The sequence below is a fragment of the Neorhizobium phenanthreniclasticum genome (assembly GCF_040066075.1).
Classification (GTDB): Bacteria; Pseudomonadota; Alphaproteobacteria; order Rhizobiales; family Rhizobiaceae; genus Neorhizobium; species Neorhizobium petrolearium.
This window is the reverse complement of record NZ_JBEAAL010000049.1, coordinates 1-21,143: the sequence shown is the minus strand read 5'-3', so window position 1 is coordinate 21,143 and position 21,143 is coordinate 1. Positions and strand designations below refer to the sequence as shown.

The 21,143-nt window shown below is 59.2% G+C and carries 25 protein-coding genes and 1 pseudogene; 14 read left to right on the top strand and 12 right to left on the bottom strand.

The window, feature by feature from the left end; translation table 11 throughout:
- Positions 1 to 543 precede the first annotated feature (543 nt).
- Positions 544 to 1,695: an RHE_PE00001 family protein gene (locus ABK249_RS32470; RefSeq protein WP_210058854.1), complete on the bottom strand. Its 1,152-nt coding sequence runs from the start codon at positions 1,693 to 1,695 to the stop codon at positions 544 to 546.
- 179 nt (positions 1,696 to 1,874) lie between these two features.
- Here ABK249_RS32470 and ABK249_RS32465 point away from each other — a divergent pair, with 179 nt between their 5' ends.
- The 5 genes from ABK249_RS32465 to ABK249_RS32445 all read left to right on the top strand — a co-directional run bounded on the left by ABK249_RS32465 (position 1,875) and on the right by ABK249_RS32445 (position 4,281).
- Positions 1,875 to 2,168, top strand: coding sequence for a type II toxin-antitoxin system Phd/YefM family antitoxin (locus tag ABK249_RS32465; RefSeq protein WP_210058852.1), 294 nt, complete (start codon positions 1,875 to 1,877; stop codon positions 2,166 to 2,168).
- Positions 2,165 to 2,542, top strand: coding sequence for a type II toxin-antitoxin system VapC family toxin (locus ABK249_RS32460; RefSeq protein ID WP_210058851.1), 378 nt, complete (start codon positions 2,165 to 2,167; stop codon positions 2,540 to 2,542). Before ABK249_RS32465 ends, ABK249_RS32460 begins: the two co-directional genes overlap by 4 nt.
- A gap of 12 nt (positions 2,543 to 2,554) precedes the next feature.
- A complete protein-coding gene (locus tag ABK249_RS32455; protein ID WP_407722205.1) occupies positions 2,555 to 2,767 on the top strand; it encodes a type II toxin-antitoxin system prevent-host-death family antitoxin in 213 nt (70 codons plus the stop codon).
- A gap of 84 nt (positions 2,768 to 2,851) precedes the next feature.
- The gene (locus ABK249_RS32450) at positions 2,852 to 3,142 is read left to right on the top strand and encodes a DUF7673 family protein (protein WP_210058850.1); all 291 of its coding nucleotides are present in this window, start codon (positions 2,852 to 2,854) and stop codon (positions 3,140 to 3,142) included.
- Entirely contained in the window at positions 3,139 to 4,281 is a 1,143-nt protein-coding gene (locus tag ABK249_RS32445) for a tyrosine-type recombinase/integrase (RefSeq protein WP_210058849.1), read from the top strand. The genes ABK249_RS32450 and ABK249_RS32445 overlap by 4 nt, the downstream gene beginning before the upstream one ends.
- A gap of 176 nt (positions 4,282 to 4,457) precedes the next feature.
- On the opposite strand, the gene ABK249_RS32440 is transcribed toward ABK249_RS32445, so the two are convergent.
- Complete coding sequence (locus ABK249_RS32440; protein WP_210058848.1) at positions 4,458 to 4,760, bottom strand: hypothetical protein; 303 nt, start codon at positions 4,758 to 4,760, stop codon at positions 4,458 to 4,460.
- Between the two features lie 391 nt (positions 4,761 to 5,151).
- Between ABK249_RS32440 and ABK249_RS32435 the strand changes: the two genes are divergently transcribed.
- Entirely contained in the window at positions 5,152 to 5,634 is a 483-nt protein-coding gene (locus ABK249_RS32435) for a ProQ/FINO family protein (RefSeq protein ID WP_210058847.1), read from the top strand.
- Here ABK249_RS32435 and repC (ABK249_RS32430) read toward each other — a convergent pair.
- The 3 genes from repC (ABK249_RS32430) to repA all read right to left on the bottom strand — a co-directional run bounded on the left by repC (ABK249_RS32430) (position 5,627) and on the right by repA (position 9,329).
- Positions 5,627 to 6,910, bottom strand: a complete 1,284-nt coding sequence (gene repC, locus ABK249_RS32430) for a plasmid replication protein RepC (protein ID WP_210058846.1) — start codon at positions 6,908 to 6,910, stop codon at positions 5,627 to 5,629. The genes ABK249_RS32435 and repC (ABK249_RS32430) overlap by 8 nt on opposite strands.
- 158 nt (positions 6,911 to 7,068) lie before the next feature.
- Positions 7,069 to 8,064 (bottom strand): plasmid partitioning protein RepB, encoded by a 996-nt coding sequence (gene repB, locus ABK249_RS32425; protein WP_210058844.1) that lies wholly within the window; start codon positions 8,062 to 8,064, stop codon positions 7,069 to 7,071.
- A 65-nt stretch (positions 8,065 to 8,129) separates the two neighbouring features.
- Complete coding sequence (gene repA / locus ABK249_RS32420) at positions 8,130 to 9,329, bottom strand: plasmid partitioning protein RepA (RefSeq protein WP_210058843.1); 1,200 nt, start codon at positions 9,327 to 9,329, stop codon at positions 8,130 to 8,132.
- Positions 9,330 to 9,945: 616 nt separating this feature from the next.
- Between repA and ABK249_RS32415 the strand changes: the two genes are divergently transcribed.
- Positions 9,946 to 10,449 (top strand): helix-turn-helix transcriptional regulator, encoded by a 504-nt coding sequence (locus tag ABK249_RS32415; protein ID WP_210058841.1) that lies wholly within the window; start codon positions 9,946 to 9,948, stop codon positions 10,447 to 10,449.
- Positions 10,450 to 10,528: 79 nt separating this feature from the next.
- On the opposite strand, the gene ABK249_RS32410 is transcribed toward ABK249_RS32415, so the two are convergent.
- From ABK249_RS32410 to ABK249_RS32395, 4 genes are all read right to left on the bottom strand, one after another.
- Complete coding sequence (locus ABK249_RS32410; protein ID WP_210058839.1) at positions 10,529 to 10,861, bottom strand: DUF736 family protein; 333 nt, start codon at positions 10,859 to 10,861, stop codon at positions 10,529 to 10,531.
- 367 nt (positions 10,862 to 11,228) lie between these two features.
- Positions 11,229 to 12,509 (bottom strand): plasmid replication protein RepC, encoded by a 1,281-nt coding sequence (repC, locus tag ABK249_RS32405; protein ID WP_210058838.1) that lies wholly within the window; start codon positions 12,507 to 12,509, stop codon positions 11,229 to 11,231.
- A gap of 530 nt (positions 12,510 to 13,039) precedes the next feature.
- Entirely contained in the window at positions 13,040 to 13,852 is an 813-nt protein-coding gene (locus ABK249_RS32400) for an N-6 DNA methylase (protein ID WP_210058836.1), read from the bottom strand.
- Positions 13,853 to 13,996: 144 nt separating this feature from the next.
- Positions 13,997 to 15,994: a ParB/RepB/Spo0J family partition protein gene (locus tag ABK249_RS32395; protein ID WP_210058834.1), complete on the bottom strand. Its 1,998-nt coding sequence runs from the start codon at positions 15,992 to 15,994 to the stop codon at positions 13,997 to 13,999.
- A 593-nt stretch (positions 15,995 to 16,587) separates the two neighbouring features.
- Here ABK249_RS32395 and ABK249_RS32390 point away from each other — a divergent pair.
- The 3 genes from ABK249_RS32390 (at position 16,588) to ABK249_RS32380 (ending at position 18,267) form a co-directional block, all read left to right on the top strand.
- Positions 16,588 to 16,878, top strand: coding sequence for a DUF2285 domain-containing protein (locus ABK249_RS32390; protein WP_210058833.1), 291 nt, complete (start codon positions 16,588 to 16,590; stop codon positions 16,876 to 16,878).
- Between the two features lie 159 nt (positions 16,879 to 17,037).
- A complete protein-coding gene (locus ABK249_RS32385) occupies positions 17,038 to 17,694 on the top strand; it encodes a GNAT family N-acetyltransferase (protein ID WP_210058832.1) in 657 nt (218 codons plus the stop codon).
- Between the two features lie 78 nt (positions 17,695 to 17,772).
- On the top strand, positions 17,773 to 18,267 hold the full coding sequence (locus ABK249_RS32380; RefSeq protein ID WP_210058831.1) for a Rossmann-fold NAD(P)-binding domain-containing protein: 495 nt from the start codon (positions 17,773 to 17,775) through the stop codon (positions 18,265 to 18,267).
- 107 nt (positions 18,268 to 18,374) lie between these two features.
- Here ABK249_RS32380 and ABK249_RS32375 read toward each other — a convergent pair whose 3' ends face one another.
- Together ABK249_RS32375 and ABK249_RS32370 are read right to left on the bottom strand one after the other, a co-directional pair.
- The gene (locus ABK249_RS32375; protein WP_210058830.1) at positions 18,375 to 18,656 is read right to left on the bottom strand and encodes a helix-turn-helix domain-containing protein; all 282 of its coding nucleotides are present in this window, start codon (positions 18,654 to 18,656) and stop codon (positions 18,375 to 18,377) included.
- Entirely contained in the window at positions 18,653 to 18,976 is a 324-nt protein-coding gene (locus ABK249_RS32370; protein ID WP_210058829.1) for a type II toxin-antitoxin system RelE/ParE family toxin, read from the bottom strand. The genes ABK249_RS32375 and ABK249_RS32370 overlap by 4 nt, the downstream gene beginning before the upstream one ends.
- A 391-nt stretch (positions 18,977 to 19,367) precedes the next feature.
- Between ABK249_RS32370 and ABK249_RS32365 the strand changes: the two genes are divergently transcribed.
- Complete coding sequence (locus tag ABK249_RS32365; protein WP_210058828.1) at positions 19,368 to 19,682, top strand: hypothetical protein; 315 nt, start codon at positions 19,368 to 19,370, stop codon at positions 19,680 to 19,682.
- 29 nt (positions 19,683 to 19,711) lie between these two features.
- On the opposite strand, the gene ABK249_RS32360 is transcribed toward ABK249_RS32365, so the two are convergent.
- A complete protein-coding gene (locus ABK249_RS32360; RefSeq protein ID WP_210058827.1) occupies positions 19,712 to 19,960 on the bottom strand; it encodes a helix-turn-helix domain-containing protein in 249 nt (82 codons plus the stop codon).
- A gap of 272 nt (positions 19,961 to 20,232) precedes the next feature.
- Here ABK249_RS32360 and ABK249_RS32355 point away from each other — a divergent pair, with 272 nt between their 5' ends.
- The 3 genes and pseudogenes from ABK249_RS32355 to ABK249_RS34050 form a co-directional block, all read left to right on the top strand.
- The gene (locus tag ABK249_RS32355; RefSeq protein WP_320443071.1) at positions 20,233 to 20,358 is read left to right on the top strand and encodes a WGR domain-containing protein; all 126 of its coding nucleotides are present in this window, start codon (positions 20,233 to 20,235) and stop codon (positions 20,356 to 20,358) included.
- Between the two features lie 137 nt (positions 20,359 to 20,495).
- Positions 20,496 to 20,663: pseudogene (locus tag ABK249_RS32350) on the top strand (HU family DNA-binding protein); the annotation flags it as partial.
- A gap of 214 nt (positions 20,664 to 20,877) precedes the next feature.
- The coding region (locus ABK249_RS34050) for a hypothetical protein (protein ID WP_348864835.1) at positions 20,878 to 21,143 on the top strand (266 nt) is incomplete at its 3' end.

Genomic DNA, 21,143 nt, shown 5'->3' with positions numbered 1-21,143 from the left:
TTTCCGCGCGGGACGTTGCCAGGCGTGCGAGGGTCACGGAATTCGAAATCAATCGAGAGAGAAGGTCCTTGATCACAATCGGGTTGTGCGACGGCCGACATTGGACGAGTATCTCGCTTTCGATGGAGCTCATTGTAAGAATATCTATAGGAGCCTACCTGAACACTGGCTTTGCCCAGGATGTTTACGCACAAAGTGCCAAGTTCTTAGATGGACCACGCTTTTCCCGAAAAACCCCGCGGCACGGAGCCCCGGTTGGGCAGGTGGGTATCACTCGCATCATGATCATTCTGGCGACAAATACCTCTGGAGCGGGACGCCTAGCTTGTTCACGCCGAGATTCGAACCGACCGTCATCTGTGAGCAATGCAACTCTGCGGATGCAGCCGCTAAGCGAAAACTAAAGCTTCCCTCGGAGTTTTCATTCTCCCCATTGGAGATCAAGCAATTCGTGACCGCATACCCACACGGAAAACACTTGATCGATTATCGCGTAGCGCTGTCAATCTACGCTGGCCTGAGCGGCTTGCCGTGAAGATACGTCTAAATGACACCCCATGCGCGAAACCTCCCCCTCCCCGTCATCTCTCGCAATCCCAATTCATCCACAATCCGCAGCGCCGCCCGCGGCGTGACGGCAAGCTCCTTCGCGATCATACCGGCGGAGACGAGCGGCCGCGAGATAACCAACTCGATCAACCCTGGGAGTTTTGACGAGGTGCGCTTCCCGACCAGTTTTCGCTCCATCATTTTTCGCGCCAGCGCCAGGCGATCATGTTCCTTCAGGCCGAGCTCCGCCGCGGCGCTGATACCGGCGAGCATGGCCAGCAGCCTGGTTTCGCGATCGCGATGCCGGCGTCGATCGACGGGCACAGTTTTGAGGCCAAAATTGAAGGCGGCCAGATGCGTCGCAGTCGTCAGCCCAGCCTGACGCAGGATCGATCCTGCGAGAAGCCGACCGAGCCAGGCCGCATGCTGCAGTACCGATAATTCATTCCATGCATCGAGGGCGACTACCGCCTGCAACGCCGCCGGCAGGTCTTGCATCTGCCGCAGCACGCCGCGCCACTCGTCGAGCCGCTCGTCCTCATCCCAGTCGAGATCGTAGACCATCGGATCCTTTTCGCGGCCGCCGACGCGGCCGGTCCGTTTTGCTTGTTCGATAGCAGCGTCCGAGCGGGCGAGCACCGCATCGATGGCAGCGAACTCGGCGTCGAGTAGAATACCGCTACCATCGCCGTCCTCCCCCTCCCCTTCTCCGGCCGACGCCATGTCCGGCTCTCGACCATCCACCTCAACAGGACTTCCGGGAGGAAGCTCGTCAGCGGCCGCCCCAGACGTAGTCTGGCCGCGGAGGCTGCGAAGACCGTCCGGCGACAGCGCCCAGCCGGGTGTCTGCGCGGCGATGCGCCGGCGGGTTTTCAGGACGTCGCGGGCGATTGTCAGCTCATGGGTCGGCGTGCGGATATCCTTCGTCGCGTCGTGCAGGACGAGGTCCTCGAGATGGACGAGTTCTCCGTCGATCCACAGCGAAGCGCAGGCGTCGGTGAAATGCGAGCGTTCGACAAAACCCTCACCGACCGGTGAACGGGCAATGCGCTCGTCCAGACGGGACAAAGCTGAGCCTGCGTCTGAAATCGGTCTCAGCAGGCTCTGGATGGGCAATTTGGCCAAATCGTAAGACATTGAAATCATGGTAAATGATTTGCTACACGGACACTAGTGAAGGATTTGTGTCCGTCACTGCATAGTTTCATGGGTCGAGGTCCTAACCATCGATAAGTACCCCTTATCGGAAGTGACGTGTACATATGGATTGTACGCGCCTGACAAACCTGCTAGTCTCGCCGGATCGGCAACAGGCGGAGGCAATCATGCCGCAAACCAGCTACAAGATCAGCGAGGCGCGCAGGAACTTCGCTGAGGTCCTCGAACGCGCCCACCAGGGCGAAGAAATCGTCATCATGCGCGGCAACGATGTTTACGCCCGCATCGGCCCGGCCGACCCTGCCGGTAAACGTCCCTTCGGCCTGTTGCGCCGGCGCGGCCTGCCCGACGATCTGTTCGATGATCAGGATGTCGAGCAGGCGGCGATCGACGCCGGCGACTTCAACGACGATACCGGCGTCTGGAAGGGCGGACCGGCCGGCCGCGAGTCCAAGGCATGAAGGTTCTTCTCGACAGCCACGCCGTCTACTGGTGGACGATCGGCAGCGACCGGCTTTCGTCAAAAGCCCGAATGCTGATCGAGGACAAGGCCAACATTATCCTGGTCAGCGCCGTGTCCTTCTATGAGCTGGACAACAAGATGCGCCTGAAGAAACTTGATTTGAAGCCGCAGGAATTGCGCGCCGCGGTGACGGCCAGCGGGCTGCAGGCGCTTGCCATCAGCGATCTTCATGCCGAGCTGGCGGCCTCCTTCGACTGGGATCACCGCGATCCCTGGGACCGGATTCTCGCTGCCCAGGCCCGGCTGGAGCATTGCACTTTTGTCTCGACGGATGTGGTCTTCGACGCGGTGCTCCATGAACGTGTCTGGTGAAATGCGCTGAAGATGAAGATCCTGGTTGAAACTACCGAGGCCGCGGAGCGGCTCGAGGAATTGATTGAACTCTCTGTGCGGCAGGATGAGATCCTGATCTGCCGCAAGGGGCGGCCGATCGCGGCGCTGACATCGATCGCCAGGGAAAACGGGACGATGGACGCGTTCCTGAGGCTGGCTGCCGAGGGCCGGGGTCCCCTCCGATGCGACCTCCAGCCACGATGATCTCTATGACGAGCACGGCCTGCCCAAATGAGGGCTGTGAATTGCCACGCTCAGCAACCCGACACGATCGGGGAGAGGATTGTTATGGAAGACCGAGTGAGATTTGCCCTCGAAAAACTGCTGAATGTCGCCCATGAGGATACCGGACAGGGCCGGCGCGTCGCCAACTTCCTGCTCGCCTGGTGGAACGCCGAGGAGCATGGCGGCTTCGATCTGACCGATCTCGCCAATGTCGATCCTCACATCGGCGAGGACATGGCGACGATCTTCACCTTTCTCGCCCGCGAAGAGGATGTCGTCTACCCCTATGATTACCGCGGCGAGATCGAAAAGATCATCGCCCGCTGGCGGCCGCAGAGTGAGACGTCGCGATGAAGGCCGGACGCGCATCCGCCGTCGACCGCCGTGCCGGGGAACTCGACACCATCGCCGCTGTCCTGCCGGCCGATCGCCGCGATGAACTTGCCGAGCTGCTCACCGATCAGGATATCGGAACGCTTCGCCATCTCGTCAACGAGGGCATGGGCGACAATACGCTGCGGGCACTGACCTCGGACCTCGCCTATCTGGAGGCCTGGGGGCTGGCCGCCACCGGAAGCCCCCTCCCCTGGCCGGCCCCCGAAGCACTTCTCCTGAAGTTCGTCGCCCACCACCTCTGGCGACTCGAACAACGTGAGGTCGAGCCAGACCATGGCATGCCGGCAGCCGTCGAGCAGAGCCTTCGCGATCAGGGCTTCTTGCGATCAAGCGGACCCCACGCACCGTCCACCGTGCGCCGGCGGCTGGCGAGCTGGTCGACGATCACCAAATGGCGAGGCCTCGAAGGCGCTTTCACCGCCCCTCCCCTCAAGTCGGCAATCCGGCTTGCGGTAAGAGCCGCCGCACGGCCGCGCAAACGCAAGAGCGCCAAGGCCGTGACCGCCGACGTGCTCGACCGCATCCTTGCCACCTGCCAGGGCGATGGCCTGCGCGATCTGCGCGACCGTGCTCTGCTGATGGTCGCCTTCGGCTCCGGTGGTCGGCGGCGAAGCGAGGTTGCCGGATTACGCCGCGACCAGATTACCGTCGAGGAGCCGGTGGAATTGCAGGATGGAACGAAGCTTCCCGCGGTGTCGATCCAACTCGGACGGACAAAGACCAGCGATGGCGACCGCGAGGAGGTCGTCTATCTGACCGGGCAGCCGGTCGAGGCCCTCAACGAATGGCTGGCGGCCGCCCGGATCTCCAAGGGGAGTGTGTTTCGGGCGATCGACCGGTGGGGCACAGCCAGCCGGCGGGCGTTGGATCCGAAGGCGGTCAACGACATCGTGAAGCGGCGGGCGAAAATGGCGGGGCTGGAGCCTCGCGAATTTTCGGCGCATGGCCTCAGATCCGGCTATCTCACCGAAGCCGCCTTGCGTGACATTCCGTTGCTCGAAGCGATGGACCAATCCCGTCATCGCTCCATCCAGCAGGCATCGAGCTACTACAACAGCGCCACCCGGCGCAGCGGTCGTGCGGCGCGGCTGATTTGATTGACTGCAAAATCCGAGGTACGACCTCCCTGTTAGCGGCACTGACGATCCTTCGGACATCAGCGACAGCGAAGACGACGGGTAATTATTCGCCGCTGCCTTGCGGAGTCCCGTCGTTGTACCTTACGAATCGTAACGGTCAGATTGAGCATGGCGGATCGAGAATGGCCTACAAATCAGCAAAAGTTGATCTCAGGAAACGGTTCGAAGCGCGTCAAAGACAGCGCGCCGCGGAGGCCGCGGGTCGCAGGGAGCGGCAAAGCATCGAAGGGCGACAAATGACGCTTCCATGGAAGCGGAAATCGGACCCGTTCATGCTCCGGCGATATGTGGAAGCTGGGGCATTGATTGGACAAATTCTCCTTTCCTGGCTTGTGGTCGCGATCTTCTGGGGTGCGTTTCCCGCTTCTTGGCCGACCATCGGGCTTGCGATTGCCGTTGCGATCTTCACTCTGCAGTTGACCTTTTTTCTCGGCCAAGTCCTCCTCATCAACGGATTGGAGGACTGCCATCTTGAGACTGCGGATCGGCTGATTGCTATGTTTCGTAGGAACCGTCGCTGAGAACGGCATCTTACACGCTCTGACGCGACTGGGCTTTGCCCTCCACAGGCGACGCTCATATTGCGGCACGCCGACGGCTTTCATTGCCTTGGAAAGAGCACAGGCCGATCTGCTGCAAACGTGCATCGACGCATGGAAATCTCCCTCCCCGGCTATCATATAGGGTCCCTAACGTCCCCGTCGCATCGCTCAGACTTGAGCGCCGAGCGGCAGAAGACGACCGGGGCGCCGGTACCGGAGGCCGGGCGGGGACAAATTCGGTTCACAATAGGAGTTTAAAGAGGCTCCAGCAAAAGTGGGAGAGGGAATGGATAAGCCCTGGACGATCAGCTGCGGACCGATTGCGGCAACCGACGCGGATATACGGAAGGCGGAGGTGATCAACTCGCTCCTCACCCGCCCGATCGGTATTCTTCCGGCAGCGCCAGGCGATCCGATCCGGCCGTTTGCCATCGGGCTCTTCGATGAGATACGTCCGCTTCTGAAACCCGACGTGGGTGTCACCCGGCTGCGCCGCGCCGTCGGTGCGTTCGTCCACACCAGACGGTATTATTTCGCGAGCGCCCAACCCGATTCCATGCGACACGATATCGACGGCAACCCGGTGGAGCCGCTCTCCGCCGCCGACAGACTGGTCGCCCAAAAACGCTTTCTCAGCCTGAAGCGGAGGGACGTCCAGGATCACCCGGCCGATGCCGAAACTGCACCACCTCCGCCTCCGAACAAGACCGACAGGATTCGAGCGACTCTTCTCGGTGGCACGAGCGCAATGGGCCGGACCGTCAGCTGACACGCCGGGCCACCGCTCCGTTAGCGCGCAGCAGTGCCATCAGCATCGGGCCGAGCGCGAATTCCCCCCGTTCGGCCCGCCGTGTGAGATCGCGTAGATATCCACCCGCCGAGTTGATGTGCCCTCCCCGTTCGAGAATGCAGGCCAGTACCGTCGCGGCATTTTCCGGTCCCATAGTCGCGCAGGCCTCCTCGTAGGCCGACGGACTGACCCCCAGCATCGAACGAACGACAACCGCGGCCGATTGCAGATCGCGCCAGTTGTTGATCGCCCCTCCCCCCGGCAGGTAATCTGAAATTTGCGGGCAGGCTTGCAGCACCAGGCCGAGCGGGAACGATTTCAGGCTGCCGCGCTCTTCCGTCCCTCCCCTCTCGGTCCTCGATTGTTTTCGTCGGGTTATCGGGCCTTGCGGTTCGGCTTGGTCGTCGATGTGGACCTCGGATTTCGCGCCTTGCTTCGTTTCGAAGCTTGGTTCAGATTCAGAGTTAGAGTCGGGTTTTGAATTCTGTATATGCCGCTCATTTTGATAGGCATTGCCGCTTTGATTTTGTGCTTTTACCTGATTTTCCAGTTTGTTAACCACGTTTTCGCGGAGAAACTCCATCTCATCCAGGCAGCTGCGGAGTTGATCTACTGTCGGAAGCCGCGGAAGACGCTGCACAAGGCTACGAAGATCCTCGCTTATCGCCACCCAGTCACCGGACACACCTTCGTCAAGCGCTGCCTCGACCAGCTTTGTTATATCACGCCGGCAGAGTGTTAGCCGCTCCTTCAGCCGCAGCAAAAGCAGCCGTTCAGCCACCACGTCCGCCGCCAGCCGCTGGATCTCTTCCGATCGGGCCAAGAGAGGTGCCAGGGAGAAGCCGAAAGCTTCATTGATCTCGCCGGCCCTATCCTTGTGCGCATAGCGCTTGCCGTTCGGGCTGTCCTTCCGGATGATCAAGCCTGCTTCGATGAGAGCGGTCAAGTGTCGCCGGATCGTCTGTTCCGCCATGCCGTGCGTGCGCAACGACAACTCGGCGTTCGAAGGAAAGACGATGAGTCCGCGCTCTTCAGCCAACTCCCTGGGGGGATAGCAACTCAACAGCGCATTCAGCACGGCGAGCGCTCTGTCCGAAACCCCGAGCAGAGGCCTGGCCTCACAAAGCGCCCGATAGAGCTTCCATTTATCGACCGACTTTTCCGGTTCGATCTCACACGACGCGACCTGACTTGCAAACATGCCAAGCGTCATCGGCCGCCGCCCAAAGGGCGTCGTCACACTTCCACTCTCCATTTTCCTTCACCTTCGCTAAGGCAAAAGAAGTCAGCTCGCCAAAATGACGCTCAAGGACTCTTGACTGTGAGTCGGGGAAATGCGATTCTCGATCTTGTCACAGATAACGAGAGAGGCTTCCACGACGGCGACGTTTGGGGGCCTTTTTCTTTTGCGCGCTAGTCTCCTTGTTTCATTTCTGATGATCGGAACGCCTCGTAGAGGCTCTCCAGATTAGCGGTAATCCATGCACCAAACGCTGGCCCTTTCGGCGCTGACAAAACCAAAGTCGTAGACTTGCCTGTCGCTTTCTGTGCGACCGTCACTGATTTGTCTTCGGTCGTCCACAGCCTGCGCGGCTGGACATTGGAAGCCTTTTTTACGGGCTTCCTCGCCCCCTTGGTAAGGTGATCGAAAAGCAGGTCGAATTTCTGTTCCAAAGGCGCGGTCGCGAACTCTTCTTCCTTTACAAAGGACTCAGCCGCTGCCTTGTTCTTTGGAATTTCGACGAGCTTGCGCATCTGAAGCCACCGGTCGCGGCCAACGCCCTTGGCAGGCCCAACTGCCGATATCACCTCAGGCGGGATTGCTTTGGGAATGGTCAGCATTTTCGACAGAGTCTGATAGTCCAGCGACAAAGCCGCCTGGATCGTCTCGCGACGATAGCCAAGATTCTCCAGGCGATCCGCAAATGAGACACGCTCGATGAAACTCAAGTTCGCTCGCGCCGAATTTTCCTGGCCTTGGCTTATGACGTGGCTTTCGTCGTCAATCTCCTTGACGATTGCGCGGACTTTCCGGCCAAGTTCCCTTGCGACGCGAACACGTCGATGCCCGTAGACGATCATATAGCGGTCTGGTGACTTCGGGTTTGGTCGAACCCGAACTGGAGTATCTTGACCCTGTGCCTTTATGGCTTCGAAGAGTTCGCGATAATCATCATCCTCCTCATCGGTCATGCGGTCTGAGATGAACGATCGGTCGAGAAGCTCCGGGTCGAGTTCAACAATGGCCTCGCCGTCCGCCACTTTCGCCGCCTGCCGCGCGAGCTCGTCGATTGAGCTCGAAATGGATTTCGAGGCCCCGAAGCGGCGCGGGGCAGGGGAGACCTCAGCGGTGGCATCCTCTGTCGAGATATCCTGCATCACCCGGTCGAAAATATTCTTTCTTGCCATTACCCGTCCTCAGAAGAAGCTAACTATCTGTATAACAGCGCTTTTTTTGGGATTTAGACTGCAGTCTATTTTATCCTGCCCCAAGCCTCATGGATAAGTTCGCGGATTTCGCTGTTCACAGCCTCCATCGATTCCATCGCCCGATCGTATGTGGCGCGGTTCATCGCGGATCGCTCCACCTCATACAAGGTCTGTTTTGTAAGCCCCGCGTCCGAGATCGCGGTCGACTTCAGCATCTCGTTTTTGAGCATCTGGGGGGTCAGCATTGACTGCATAAACCCTACCATCTGCGCCTGCGGCAGGTCGGTGGGCTCGTACCGAGTAATCAGATAACGAAACCAATCGAGGTCAACATCGCCGCCCGCCTGCTTTACGGTCTTGATAATGTCACCGAGCATCAACAGAAACTGGGACATCGACATGAGATCCAGCATCTGCGGATGGACGGTGATCAAGACGGACGTGGCGGCCGACAATGCTGTTAGTGTCAGGTATCCAAGCTGCGGGGGGCAATCGAGCACGACGACGTCATAGCGCGCGTCAACCTCGTCCAGCGCGTTGACAATCCGATTAAAGAACAGCTTTCCCTCATTGCCTTTCTGCATCGCGAGAGGCGTGTCGTACTCATATTCCTGGAGTTCCAGGGACGCAGGAACGATATCGAGGTCCGGAAAGTTCGTCGGTCTTATAAGGGTGGAAATGGGAGCCCGACTGTCGTCGTACCTGATGGCTTCATAGATCGAGAGATAATGATCGAGTTCGGGTTGGATGCCATATAGCGCCGACAAGGATGCCTGGGGATCGAGATCAATCGATAGGACCCGATGACCCGTTAACGCGAGATGCTGGCCGAGATGCGCTGCTGTAGTCGTCTTGCCAGAACCACCTTTGAAGTTGACGACAGCAATGACCTGGAGCTTCTCGTTCCCGCGGCGGGAGGGAACATATTTTTTCACTTCGGAGCGCCCGTTCTGATCGAGCCATCGCCGGAGCTCTCGGATCTGTTCAGCCGAATAGCTTCGCCGACCTCCTGCATGCACAGTCGGCTCTACACCTTTGCCTTCCAGGTGCAGTTTCTTTAGATTGCTCGTGGAGACACCAAGAAAGTATGCTGCCTCAGCCAACGAGAATTGACGCAGGGTCTTCTTTGCGTCCGGTGGGAAGTTTTCGATCCGCAGCTGATTCAGCCTTCGGGAGATCTCTCGGCCCTGTGCAAGGATCGTGTCGTCAAACCCAACCTTCGTCTGGGCGGCCACCGCGTTCATCAACTTTCCCCAAATAACGGCATTTGGCCAGAATTGGCCCGAATGCCGTCATTATCCGCGATTCTCTCCATCGCGCAAGGAATTTAAGGTTAACGGGCAGGTAAGATTTTGAGAAGGGGACGAGATATCGCTGCGGAGTTATCCCACAGCGAGCTTCATCGTCGGGGGAATCACACCTTTTTGCGCATGACACCGGATGGCTTGGGGTCGACTATCCCAGCGCTCAGCTCGATGAATTCACCCCGAAAATGCCATAGAAATTGAAACTGACTACGCGCCGCTTCTGTACCACGAACCGTCGCGATCAGACAATCGAGGTTGTCTCTTCCGCAACCGACCACACGTTCTGATCCGGCAATTTTCGCAGAGCGCGAACGGGTTTATCGCGAATTCATGAACGCGAACCTTCCGATCTGCGAGAGCCGGAGGTTGTCTTAACAAAAGCCCGCTCTGTGAGCGTTTGCTGAACCAAATTGGCTCTGGTCAAAACCAGCACATCAGCATAAAACCGCGCAATCTGTATTGGCTTCTATCCAAATTGGCACCCAAGCGGGTGATGCCAGCAGATTGTGATGTGAGCATAATGCCGCGAGCGATTGAGTCTAAAGGAGGGTCGGTGACGAAGGATCTGACGAGCTACAAAATTTCACGTGGTCTGGTGGAGACGACCGATCCCGAACTTGAAAACAAGCCGATCTGTCGGCGACCGGGCTTCGACGGCATCACAAGCCTTGGTGAAATGGAGGAGAGGATCTCGGCCTTTCTAAAACGGGCGAGGGAACGCGAGGGTCTGACCCGCGGTGAGCTCGCGCCGATGCTTGGCCTATCGGAGTCGGTCTACGGACGATACGAGCGGGCGTTCTCAAAAATGACCGTCACGCGGATGATCCACCTATGCGAACTCCTGGGCTTCACGCCGATGGACATGATCTTCGACGCGGCGCCGCATCTTTGGGGCCGGACGGAGGAGGAGGCGAGGGACCGCCTGACAATTGCCCATCTCCTGCGCAACATACCCACCGACACGCTTCGCGACCTTATTCGCATCCTCACGAAGCTCGCGCCCGAAGACGTCGAAAAATCCGCGTCCAAATCAGACCACGGGAGTGACCGGGGATAAAGCAAGCGAAGTCCGGCGCGCCGAGAGAATCTCGTCCTCGCGCATGAAGGTTGGCCCCGACCAGAGGGAGCGCGCTCGATCAATCGCGCGGATCCCATTCGATGATCGCCTGCAGGGTTGGATCGTCCTGGCCCGGGAACCGGCCCAGATTGGCGTTGTAGCCAATGCGCTTGAGTGACAACGTCCTGTATGGCTTGCCGGCTGCATTCTTCTTCTTCCAAATGCCGCCGATGTCTATGTCATGCCCGCGAGGCGACCGCGCATAGACGCGGTGCGTTGGCGCATCGGGGTGTTCGGAAGCGAAGGGAACGACTTTGATGTCGATATCGCGGTCGATTGTCGAAATGAGGCCCTTGCCATTTGCCACGTCAAAGTCGTCGGAATCGAACTGGATGAAGTTGGTCGTGGTCATGTCTATCATTCCTCCGTGCTGGTTGCGATGGTCGTTGCGCGGTCAGAGCGGCGTCGCGGCTGAAGGCAGCCTACGGCCCGGAGCAGCGCGATGTCTGGTGCGCGTCGGTGCAAGGCACTGAAATTTCAGGAGCCCCCGTCTAATGTCGCGGCGAGGGACGGGCCACCGATGCCCGTTCCAACGATCGGGGAGGGGGATCTGACCAGGCTTGTCGGCATCATCATACGTGCCCTTCAACGATGCTACCTCCGATGGCGCGCCAATATTAATCACGATTTTTCATCGCGCAACGATTTTTCAGCCATTTAAGGACTAATCGCGAAGCATATTGGCGCGCCAGTTGGTCTTAGTTCAGCAGACGGGTTGATCAAGGGCTCGACCAGCTCCGATGGCGGGCAGCAAGACCGAACACAGATCGGGCCAGGTGCAACCGGCCGGTGGCGGCGCGTGCGGTCATCGCCCGCAGATAACCCCCGGGCGAGGTGACTTCGTGGCGGTTTGTCTTTTCGAGGGTGATCGCCACCGCGACCGCGGCCTGCCGCTCGCCCATGCTTTCGACGGCGCGGCGTCGGGCATCATCGGAGATCCCCGCGAACCGGCAGAGAATTGGCGTCAGCCGCGTGAGTTCGGCCCAGCGTGTCGGGCTATAGCCGAACTCCCTCAGCGTCGGCGCCGCCGCCAGAAGGTCCCGCAATGCGACGGCGTCTTGCGGCTGGTTCCGCAGATCGTTGACCTGGTCGGACGGCTGCTTCAGGCTTTCTTCAAAAGCCCATTCGTCGGCGGAGCCGGCATCTTGCAAACGAGGTTGTTCGGCGGAAGCCGAACGCCGTTTCTCGTTACTAAATGCAGATTGATGAGGGGTTGTATTCTGTCTGTGCATGTCGTTTACGGCATTCGGGCATGTCATTTTTCCCGGCTCGGAAGCTGGATCCAACACTCGACGTGGGATCCTCATCAGGCGGTCGACGAGCCAATCCAGCAGCACGGTTGCTCGGCGTAGCGTTTCGCTCGTGGCTTTCGGAGCGAGCCCGACGAATTTGGTGAGGCGTTCGATCCGGCGTCCTATCGTTTGAAGAACCATCTCAGGAAGACCGGTCGCGGCAACAATCGCGTGGCGGGCGGTGCGCAGCGCCCCCCGGTACCGCCGCAACGCGGCGTCGACCGCCTTTTTCTCGACCCGCGCCTTTTTCACCCACTGGTCCAGTTCCGCATATCGCGCGATCAGGATACGCAGATCGATCCCGCATCCATCCGTGATTTCACCTTCTCCGTTTCGCACCGGATAGCGCTTGTAGTTGCCGCTGTCCTGCATGGTGATCAGACCGACGTCGAATAGCCTCGACAGCATTCGGCTTACCCGGCCGGCCGAGCGGCCGATCTCGAAGGCGAGCTGCCGGTTCGACTTGAACACGATCGGGATTCCTGACTTGTCGAAAGCTTCCGCCGGCGCCGTATTGATGAGTGCCACGAGAAGATGACTCTCACTCCCGTTGATCAGTCCTGTGCAGGTCAGGGTCTGGGCAAGCATGGACAGCTGCGCGCGCGTCACGGACCCTACTTCGGTTGACCGCGCACGCCGGCTGAATTCGGCGCGCAAAGGGGTTATTCTGCGACCGGCCGGTCGCAGATCATCGATGGCGTTGCCCATCGTTCTCGTCTCCTGTTCAGGGACCAGGCAAAGCTTCGCCGTTCACCGAAAAGGTGCATTTATCGTTGACATGGAAGAGAGGATCTGCAAGAAACGGATTGGCTTATTGTTATCTTGCAGATTCCCGCTTCCGGACTTGTTCGGGAGCGGTTTCTCTTTTCTGGGCCGGGTTTCTCTTCTCCGTAAACTTGTTAAAATAGCTATGGTGGAATCACGCTCCGATTCTACCAATCTCGAAACCATACCTTCGCAGCCAAATTGGCGCAACAATCGGCAACTCATCCCAAATTGCCAACGGGACCACCTGCGTATTTCAAGTAATCTCAGGACGTATCAAGCTGCCCTTGCGTCTTCGATGTCCGTCGGCATCGTTCTGATCAGAGCAATTTGGCGCGAGATCACGATTATTTCTGATTGAGAGGGCGGGGAGGGGTGCTTGAGGGGAGGGGGGCTATGGGGCCTCCCCTCAACCGTAAAAAGGGCCGGTGCGAACCAGCCCTTGCGACGACTTCCTGATGTGGTGTGGGCCGCTAGAATAGCCGCAGCTGACCGTTCTTCTCGACGGTGGGTGTCTGCGGCTCCCGGGTCGGCAGCGGCGGTTTGACGGCGACCGTCGCGGCACCCGTGGGAAGGGAACCGGATGTCGCGTCCGTCCCACCGTCCTGCAGGGCTGCCGCAAGCCTCGACGACCAGCCGCCCATGACGTGCGCCATCGTGTGCCAGTCCTCGCAGAACCGCATAGCCAGAGTGTCTCCGATGATGACGGTTGCCGGGATGTGGAGAAGCGAGAACTGGATATAGGCCATGTGGACAGCGCGTGGGTCGATATCGACGGCGGTCACATGAAGAAGCTGCTGATAGTTGAATCCTGCATCGAGAACGGCCTCGGCAAGAGCGATAATCATGGCGCCGCTGCCCACCGCTGGCTCGTGAGCAATGAGAAAGCCTCTTCTCTCGATCGACTTTCTCATGTCCTCGGGACTTCCGGCCACCATTCGCGCCATCATCTGGCAAATCGGATAAGGCGTGAAAAACTGGCCGCGTGCCTTGTTGTGCAATTCCAGCGCATGGAACGTCGCACCCAGAATGTCATGCGGCTTCTCTTCCAGCGCCATGACCACTTCGCCCATGATCTTGGAGAAATCGCTCATCGTTCGGGCATCATATCTGTTGGCGATTTCGAGATAGCGAGCTTCGCGTTTTTCAAAATGGGCGAGATCGACGGCGTTGCTCATCGAGATCGCGGCGCATTCGCACCAGTCACCGAAGACGGTGTAGAGGTCGTGCTTGTAGCGGCAGCTTTCGAACAAATTGACGATGGAGTTGAGGCGGGCGGAGGTCATGGGATCACCTGAAACGGAAGGGGGCCGCAAGGCGCGCTTCGCCGTCGGCAGTGGATAAGGCGGCCGATCTGTTTGCGGCACGATCATCGGGGAGAGTGGGTGAAGCAGGCCGCGCCGAAGACTGGCGCGACCTGCGGCGACCGATTATTCGGCTGCGTCGGAAAAATCGTCGTTTTCGATGTCCGGCTGTTCATCCACATCGAACGGGCAATCGTCGCCCTCCGGGTAGGAGAGACCGACCTCACCACTTTCCGAAACCGGCTCGATCCTCAGAAGCGCAGGCAGCCAGCCGGTTCCGGCTACCTGCCGTTCGGCAAAAGCGGCTGCGTCCGCCTTCTTCATGCCGGATATTCCGGACGCAAAATCCGCGCCCTTGGCTTCGGTCACGGCCTGCACCATTCCGGTCTTGCTGATCCGCCCGAAATAATTGTCGGCGGTCGGCTCGAACCATAGCGTCATGTCGATCTTGAGCGCCCGTGCCAGCCGTTCGGCGTGCGCCCGCTGCACCTTGCGTTCAAAGTGCGGGAGTTGCAGGGCATTGACCGATCTTGCGGCTGCATAGGCAAGCAAGTCGAGAAGCGTCGCGGTCGGCTGCTCAAGGCACCAATCCCAGAGATGGCGGGGATTGCCGGGAACGGTGTGGCCGTAGTTTTCTTTGAGATCGTCCATCGCCGCGATGCCCTTGCAAGCAGCGGGATCCTTGATGCTGGTTTCGAGCCGTTCGCTCTTCACCTTCACCTCAAGGCATGTCTCGTCATTGCTGCCATAGCTGTTGAACAGGTCCGTCAGCATCGCATGCACCACTGCGGCAAGCGCGACCTCGGGATTGTGGGCGAGCTCTGCGCGGATGATCGCGGTCTTCTGCGCTGTCAATTCCTGCACCATCGCGGCCGAAAGCGAGAAGACAGGTTCCTGCTTCTCCTCATCCTGCCGTGTGACGGGCTCATCGATGCTGTCCGCACCCTCGGCTTCGTCGTCCGCCTCGTCCGGTTCATCTTCTATCCGGATCAGCCCGCGCTCGACGGAGAGATTTCCGTAATAGTCCATGAGGACATAGCATCCGGCCATGGCCAGGCCGTCGGGGTCATAAGCCTCTGACGGCTCCATGAGGGCTGCCATTCTCGCCTGAATGGCCTCGGCGCGGGGCTCGGCCTCGTCGTCGGCAACGCCTGCCTCGATCATTTCCTCGATTTCGGCATATTCTTCTTCAAGCCGGTCCAGTTCCGCCTGCTGTTCATCGGTAATCGGCACACTGGCGGGATAGAGGCGCGACATGTAGTGCGCCTCTCGCGGAAGCTCGCTCACGCACTCCACCCATTTCCACCCTTCGGCGCGGATCTTTTCGGCCTCGGCCTCAAGCTTGTCCGCCATCAGCTTTTCGACAAGGCCGACGTCGAGGGCATAGCCGCTGTTCCGTTCATCGAAAAGGTCACGTTTGACGGTTCCGCCTGCGGCTTCATAGACGTCAATCCCACCAATGAACTTGATACGCTTGTCGCTGGCCGTGATGGCGTCCGATTGCAATGCGGACCTGATCGACCGGCGATCGCGGTTCCAGGACGGAAGGCTGTTCCAGACCTCAACCTGTTTTGCGTGGTCGTCGGAGACGGTGAAGGCGGAGAGCTGCTCGAAGCTCATTTCCTCGTTGCGATAGAGGTCGAGCAAGACGGGCGAGACCCGCGCCAGCGCCAGACGTTTGCGGACCTTGGTTTCGGACGTTCCGAAGCGGGCGGCAATGTCCTCGACGGTCTTCCCACCATCAGCCATGACCCGGAAAGCCTCATATTCATCGGCCGGATGCATGGCCTCGACGCTCGTGTTTTCGATCAAGCTGATTTCGGTCGCCTCGGCCTCGTTACGTTCCTTGCATTCGACGAGGTAGTCCTTGGCGATTTCTCCCGCCTCGGCCAAGAGGGAGAGGGCGGCAAGCCGGCGACCGCCGGCGGTCACGAAGAACCGACCCCTCTTGTCGCCCTTGCGGACGATGAGGTTATGCAGGAGCCGGTAGCCATCGGCCCGAATGGTCGCGGCCATCTCGGCGATGCCTTCCTTGCTGTAGGTTTTGCGGACGTTCTTTGGATCGCGGTCCAGCTTGTTCAGTGGCGCGAAAAAGGTTTCGGTTGCTGCTTGGTTGTTGGTCATTGTCTGTCTCCTGGATTTGCCGTTTCCCGAAGGGCAAGCCCCCTCGGGCGAAGCCTTCCCGGTCTTTCCGGGGGAATGGCCTCTGACATTCCCCCGGAAAGAGGGGGGAGGGCGAAAGCCCGCCCCACGGCGGCGAACGGGGCTGTCAAGCGGCGTGGAGCGGAAGGCGGAGAATCTTCTCGGGTCCGCTTGCGGACTGGAGCGGAAGATTCCCCGCCTTCACGGGCCGCTTGACTGGCCTGGGCGGCGATGTCATGGGGCGGAAACAAGAAGTGCGGCCCGAAACGGGCCTCAATGCCGGGTGCGTGAGCGCCCGCTGGACAAGCGATCGTCACCGGGATCGGCGGAGACGGCCTAAAGCCGGCTCCGGGCCATCGGCATAGAGCGCGGCCGGCCGGAACGGGCGGTGGCCCTATTCCCATCAGCAGCAATCCGATGTTGATGGAACCGCGCCGCAGCCACACCGCGGCGGCCTGATGCCGGTCGCCATGGCACCGCTGAAGGAATTGAACGCCGGTCTCGAGCAGCGAGATTGCATCAACGAGAAAAAAGAGCGACGATCGTGATGTTTCTCAAGGTGCGAGGCCGAACATATGAGCGAACGGGATGTTGAGTTCGCGGACGAGGTTCCGTGGTCTGAGGATTTCACGGACTACGACTGGCAACATCGGGTCGCCTATATCCGGCTGCTGGATGCCAAGGCCGATGGTGCCGATTGGGAAGAGGCGGCTCGGATCATTCTGCACCGGGATACGGAGGCCGACCGCGAGCGCAGCTTCCTGTGTTGGGAATCCCATATGCAACGAGCCGAATGGATGACGCATACCGGCTACAAGCATTTGCTTGGCGATGGGCATCGGTTCGATCGCCGGTTCTTCCACTAAGTGCCATTAGCTTGCTGGCCGCGCCGACGGACCTGCAACGACAGGCGCAGTCCGGAAGATGAAGGCGTTCGAGAAATCGGCATAGCACCGGCCGGAGGCGAAGAAGGAGCAGGGTTGCACCATCACCGTGGCGGCACCTGCGCAGTGAAAAGTCAGAGCATGGGCAAGTTTTCAGGCCGCCAAATCAGGATTGCGACGGAAGACGATGAGGGGGCTGTAACAAAGCTATTGCGTCAGATCTGGTGGGCGAATGGGCAGCCCGAACCAGAGCAGGCCGAGCCGACCGACGATTATTTGCGCAGGATCGTCAATGGCTGCACGATTTTCCTTGTTGAGCAAGACGGCCAGGTTGTCGGAATGAACGCGATTAGGGTTCTCGATGCCACGGGGCATGAGGGCGCGACTTTTCAGAAAGCTGCCTTCATAATGGCGATCGGCGTGGATGAAACGAAGCGACGGCAGGGGTTCGGCGCGGCTCTGGTCGATCATATGTCGCATTGGGCTGAAACCGAGAAAATCGATATGGTCAGCTTGAATGTCGCCGCCAGGAACGAAGCTGCCCGAGCGTTTTACGACCGCATGGGGTTCGACGTTTGGTCGCTTCAGATGGGGCGGAAAAAACGTTCAGCGATAAAGACGAATTACCATCCTGATTTTCTAAGGATGGATGATATTTTTCTCACCCAGGTTGCTGCCATAGCGCTCGTGCCACCCAACGGGTGGGTCCTCGCCATGCTCGCGGCGGAGCCGCTGCGCGTGGCTCCGGTCCCGGCCGAGGCCACCTTATGGCCGGCGCTGCGCGCTACGGCATCCTGACGGTGTCGGGACGAGGGCATCGCCCTCGCCGCGGCGAGAAATGTTCGCCGGCGCGGCCGTCGAACAAGGGGCATGATTATGGACGACACAGTGGAAACTGCGCTCATCATAGGTGGAACCGGAATGCTTCGGGGGGCCACGCTGTGGCTGATCGCCCGTTCTCGAAAGACAGTACTGGTTTCCAGGAGAGCCGGCCAGTTCCGAGCAAACGGGATCGTCCATGCGATTGATGCCGACTGGAATGATCCCAGGTTCTCTGCAAAGGTCCGGGCCGCCATAGAAGACGGTAGTGAGATCGCCAACGCTTTGCTTTGGATTCATGATCCGGAGCCGGTTTTAGCTTGGCTTATGCCGTTGCTTTCCAAGGCGCGCGTGGTTCTCGTTCTCGGCAGCATGGATGGTAGTCCCGAGCTGATCGAGTCTGCGGGCAATGTTGCTACGGTGCGCCTCGGAGGTATGCCCACAGCAAGCGGGCGGCGCTGGTTGACGAATGCTGAGATCAGCGCAGGTGCGATCGAAGCTCTTCAGACCGGAAAATCCGGTATCGTCGGCGAACTCGCCGGGATTCGGTAGGTAGCAGATTTCGGGCAGACCGTCCAAAAACCCAGGCGCAAGCTAACCTTCGGAATCACTGTTCGAGTTTTCGGACGGGCTGCCCGAAGCTCGCGACACCCGGACGATCACGCTGCCTCTTTTACTCGGATTTCAATATCCAGATGCGCTGATGCAGCGATGTTGACCAGCGCGTCAAGCGAGAACTTGGCGAGTTTGCCGCGCAGCAGATCATTGGTGCGGGGGCGCGTCAGACCAAGCCGCTTGGCGGCCTCCTCCTGCGGAACGTCCCAGCGGTGGACTGCCTTACGGATTTCGTAGAGCAGCGCCGAGCGCGCCTTCAGGTTCGCGGCCTCCTGTTCCGTGTCCGCCAGAGCATCCCAGACGTTTTCATAGATTTCTACGTTCATCGTTCTGCCTTCCATCGTTTCAGCCGTTGGGCCGCCAAATCAAGGTCTTTCTTTGAGGGGGCCTGCGTCTTCTTCTGGAACGCATGCAGTACCAGAACGCGATCCTCTACTGTTGCCAGATAGATGACGCGGAACGCTCCCGATGCCTCACGAATCCTGATTTCTCTGACGCCTGGCCCCACGGCCTGCATAGGTTTCCAGTCATCGGGGTCGTCGCCGCGCTGGACAAGTTCGAGCTGCCAGCCCGCCTCTACACGCGCATCGTCGGGAAACGACCGAACATCCGCGCGGCTGCTTCCAAGCCATTCAATTGCCTTCATGGGCAAACTGTATCAAATCCGATACATCTTGGCTAGGGCATAAATCACTCGCGAATGTCAGAAAAATGGCGAGGGCAGTTGACGTCAGTCCAGCGATTTGAAGAGCGCAGGCCGGATTTCGGGAATTCTCGTCGCGCAGGAGCAGAAGAAGGGCAGCCGCAAGAGGGTCAGCATAGCGGCCCGAAGAGAAAGCCCGGGCCGACATGGGATAATTGCGGGTCAGTGTGTGTGTTATTGGCAGCGATGGCAAGATCGTTTGGCAGGGCACACGTCCTTCGGCCCCGGAGGGAATTTCAGAAGCGATCAAGGCCAAGGCGCTGAACGCGATCCGGATAGGACTGGAGAGCGGTCCGCTTTCACCTGGCATTGGCACGCGCTCAAGGCGGAAGGATTGCCGATCATCCGTCTGGACGCCCGCCACGCGAAGGCATCCTTGAACATGCAAATGAAGACCGCAAGCCTGTTCTGCGTTCTCATCTTCACGCCGCTCGCCGCCCTCGCCGAAATTGCCACACCTTTCGTGACAAGGGAGGAGGTTCGCTGGCGCAACCGCAACAGCGACATGCTATTCGAGGTCGACGTTGGCTGGGAGGATGTCCCTTTCCTGCTGCTGGTCCTGAACCGGATACGATCAACGATTGGCCGGCGAACAGCCAAGGAAGAAGAAACGTCTGACACCGCGTCAAGTGTGTCGCCTATTGCATGATCGATCGTGCGGCCAGGTCTCGGCCACGCTCAGCTCAGACTGAGCTTCCGGGATTGGCCGCCAATCAGTTCATCCAGGTGGATGCGAAGATTGTTGCTGATGCGATCGATCGCGCTCAAGCGCAGGTTCACGGAGCCATCCAAAATGCCGAGATAGTCGGATTCGGTCAGTTCGCATAGTCGCGCCAATTCGGTCACGGTCATTCCCCGCTTTTCTCTCTCCCGCTCCATGGCCAACGCCATGTTTCGCAGGACTTTGGTCTCCAGAGTGTTTGCCATGAGAGCGAGCCTCCTGTTCCGACACGCCGATTGTACACTTGATCGCCGCCGGGACAATAAATCATCGTGGAGCACGTCAGTTCTAGCGTGAGGCTTGCCGAAGAAGCCCGGCCGAAACGGCCGCAGCCATGCGAGACGATCGCAATCGAAAGGGAACGAAACCGCTTCAAGGTTTCGGTGCGCTTGCGCATAGACCCGTGCGGCTGAGCCGTCTCGCCCCGAGCCTTCTGTCCCGGCGCAAATCCATAACGGCCGTGAATCAATGACGCCGGATCGGGTCGACCGGCCAGATGAAGATGGAGAGCTTCGACGCTCAAGTGGATGCGGATGGGGCGCTGTCGCGGCTCGAACGCACGAAAAGGCGGCGGGGCTACCGTGACGTCCAGCGCTCCGGATAGTCGTCGCCGACGGCACGTGATCCGCGATTTCCTGTGGTTTTCTTAGGCTTCAGAGGAAATGCTGCTTTGAGGTCCCTATCGTTGCCGCATCTTCATCGTCATACCGGAAGGGCAACAACTAAGGAGACCGTCCTTCCATGACCACCACCAACGAAATCGCCGACAAGATCGCGTCCGAGCAGAACCTGACCAAGGCGCAGGCCAAGACGATCGTCGAAAGTGTCTTCAAGCAGATCGCCGACGCGGCCCAGGCGGGCGCTGAGACGTCCATCCCGTCGTTCGGCAAGTTCAAAATCAGTGCGACGTGAAAGTCGCCTAAGTAATTGTTTGTACGGGATTTATATTCCGGGACAAACCTGATGTTCCGTCATCAGTAGCCTACCGGCACATGCGGGACTGGTAACGGTCCGGTGTGAAGCTGCCGGGACAATGTAGCCGGGCCTTAGGGCCATGCCGATGTCGTGAGGCAGAGGTATCTTCTGCGAGCATCAGTGCGGATGGGGCGCTAGGCTGGGTGGTATGATCAATGCAAATGAACTGCTGATCAACCGTCGTCTCAATGCCGCCGCGTCCTGCAATAGGCAGCATATTTGTCCCTCGTCGACGCTGAAAAAGCGACGCGAAAAACCCATGCCCAAGCTCTTGAAAACGGACATGAGAATCTCTGGTGGTCGGCAATCGCAGCAGATTGGTTGCGATATGTTTGATGGTGGTGAAGTTGGCCGGGGCGTTTTCGGTTCGGACGCGGCATTCGTCGTCGCGGAAGACCATGTCCAGCACCCAGT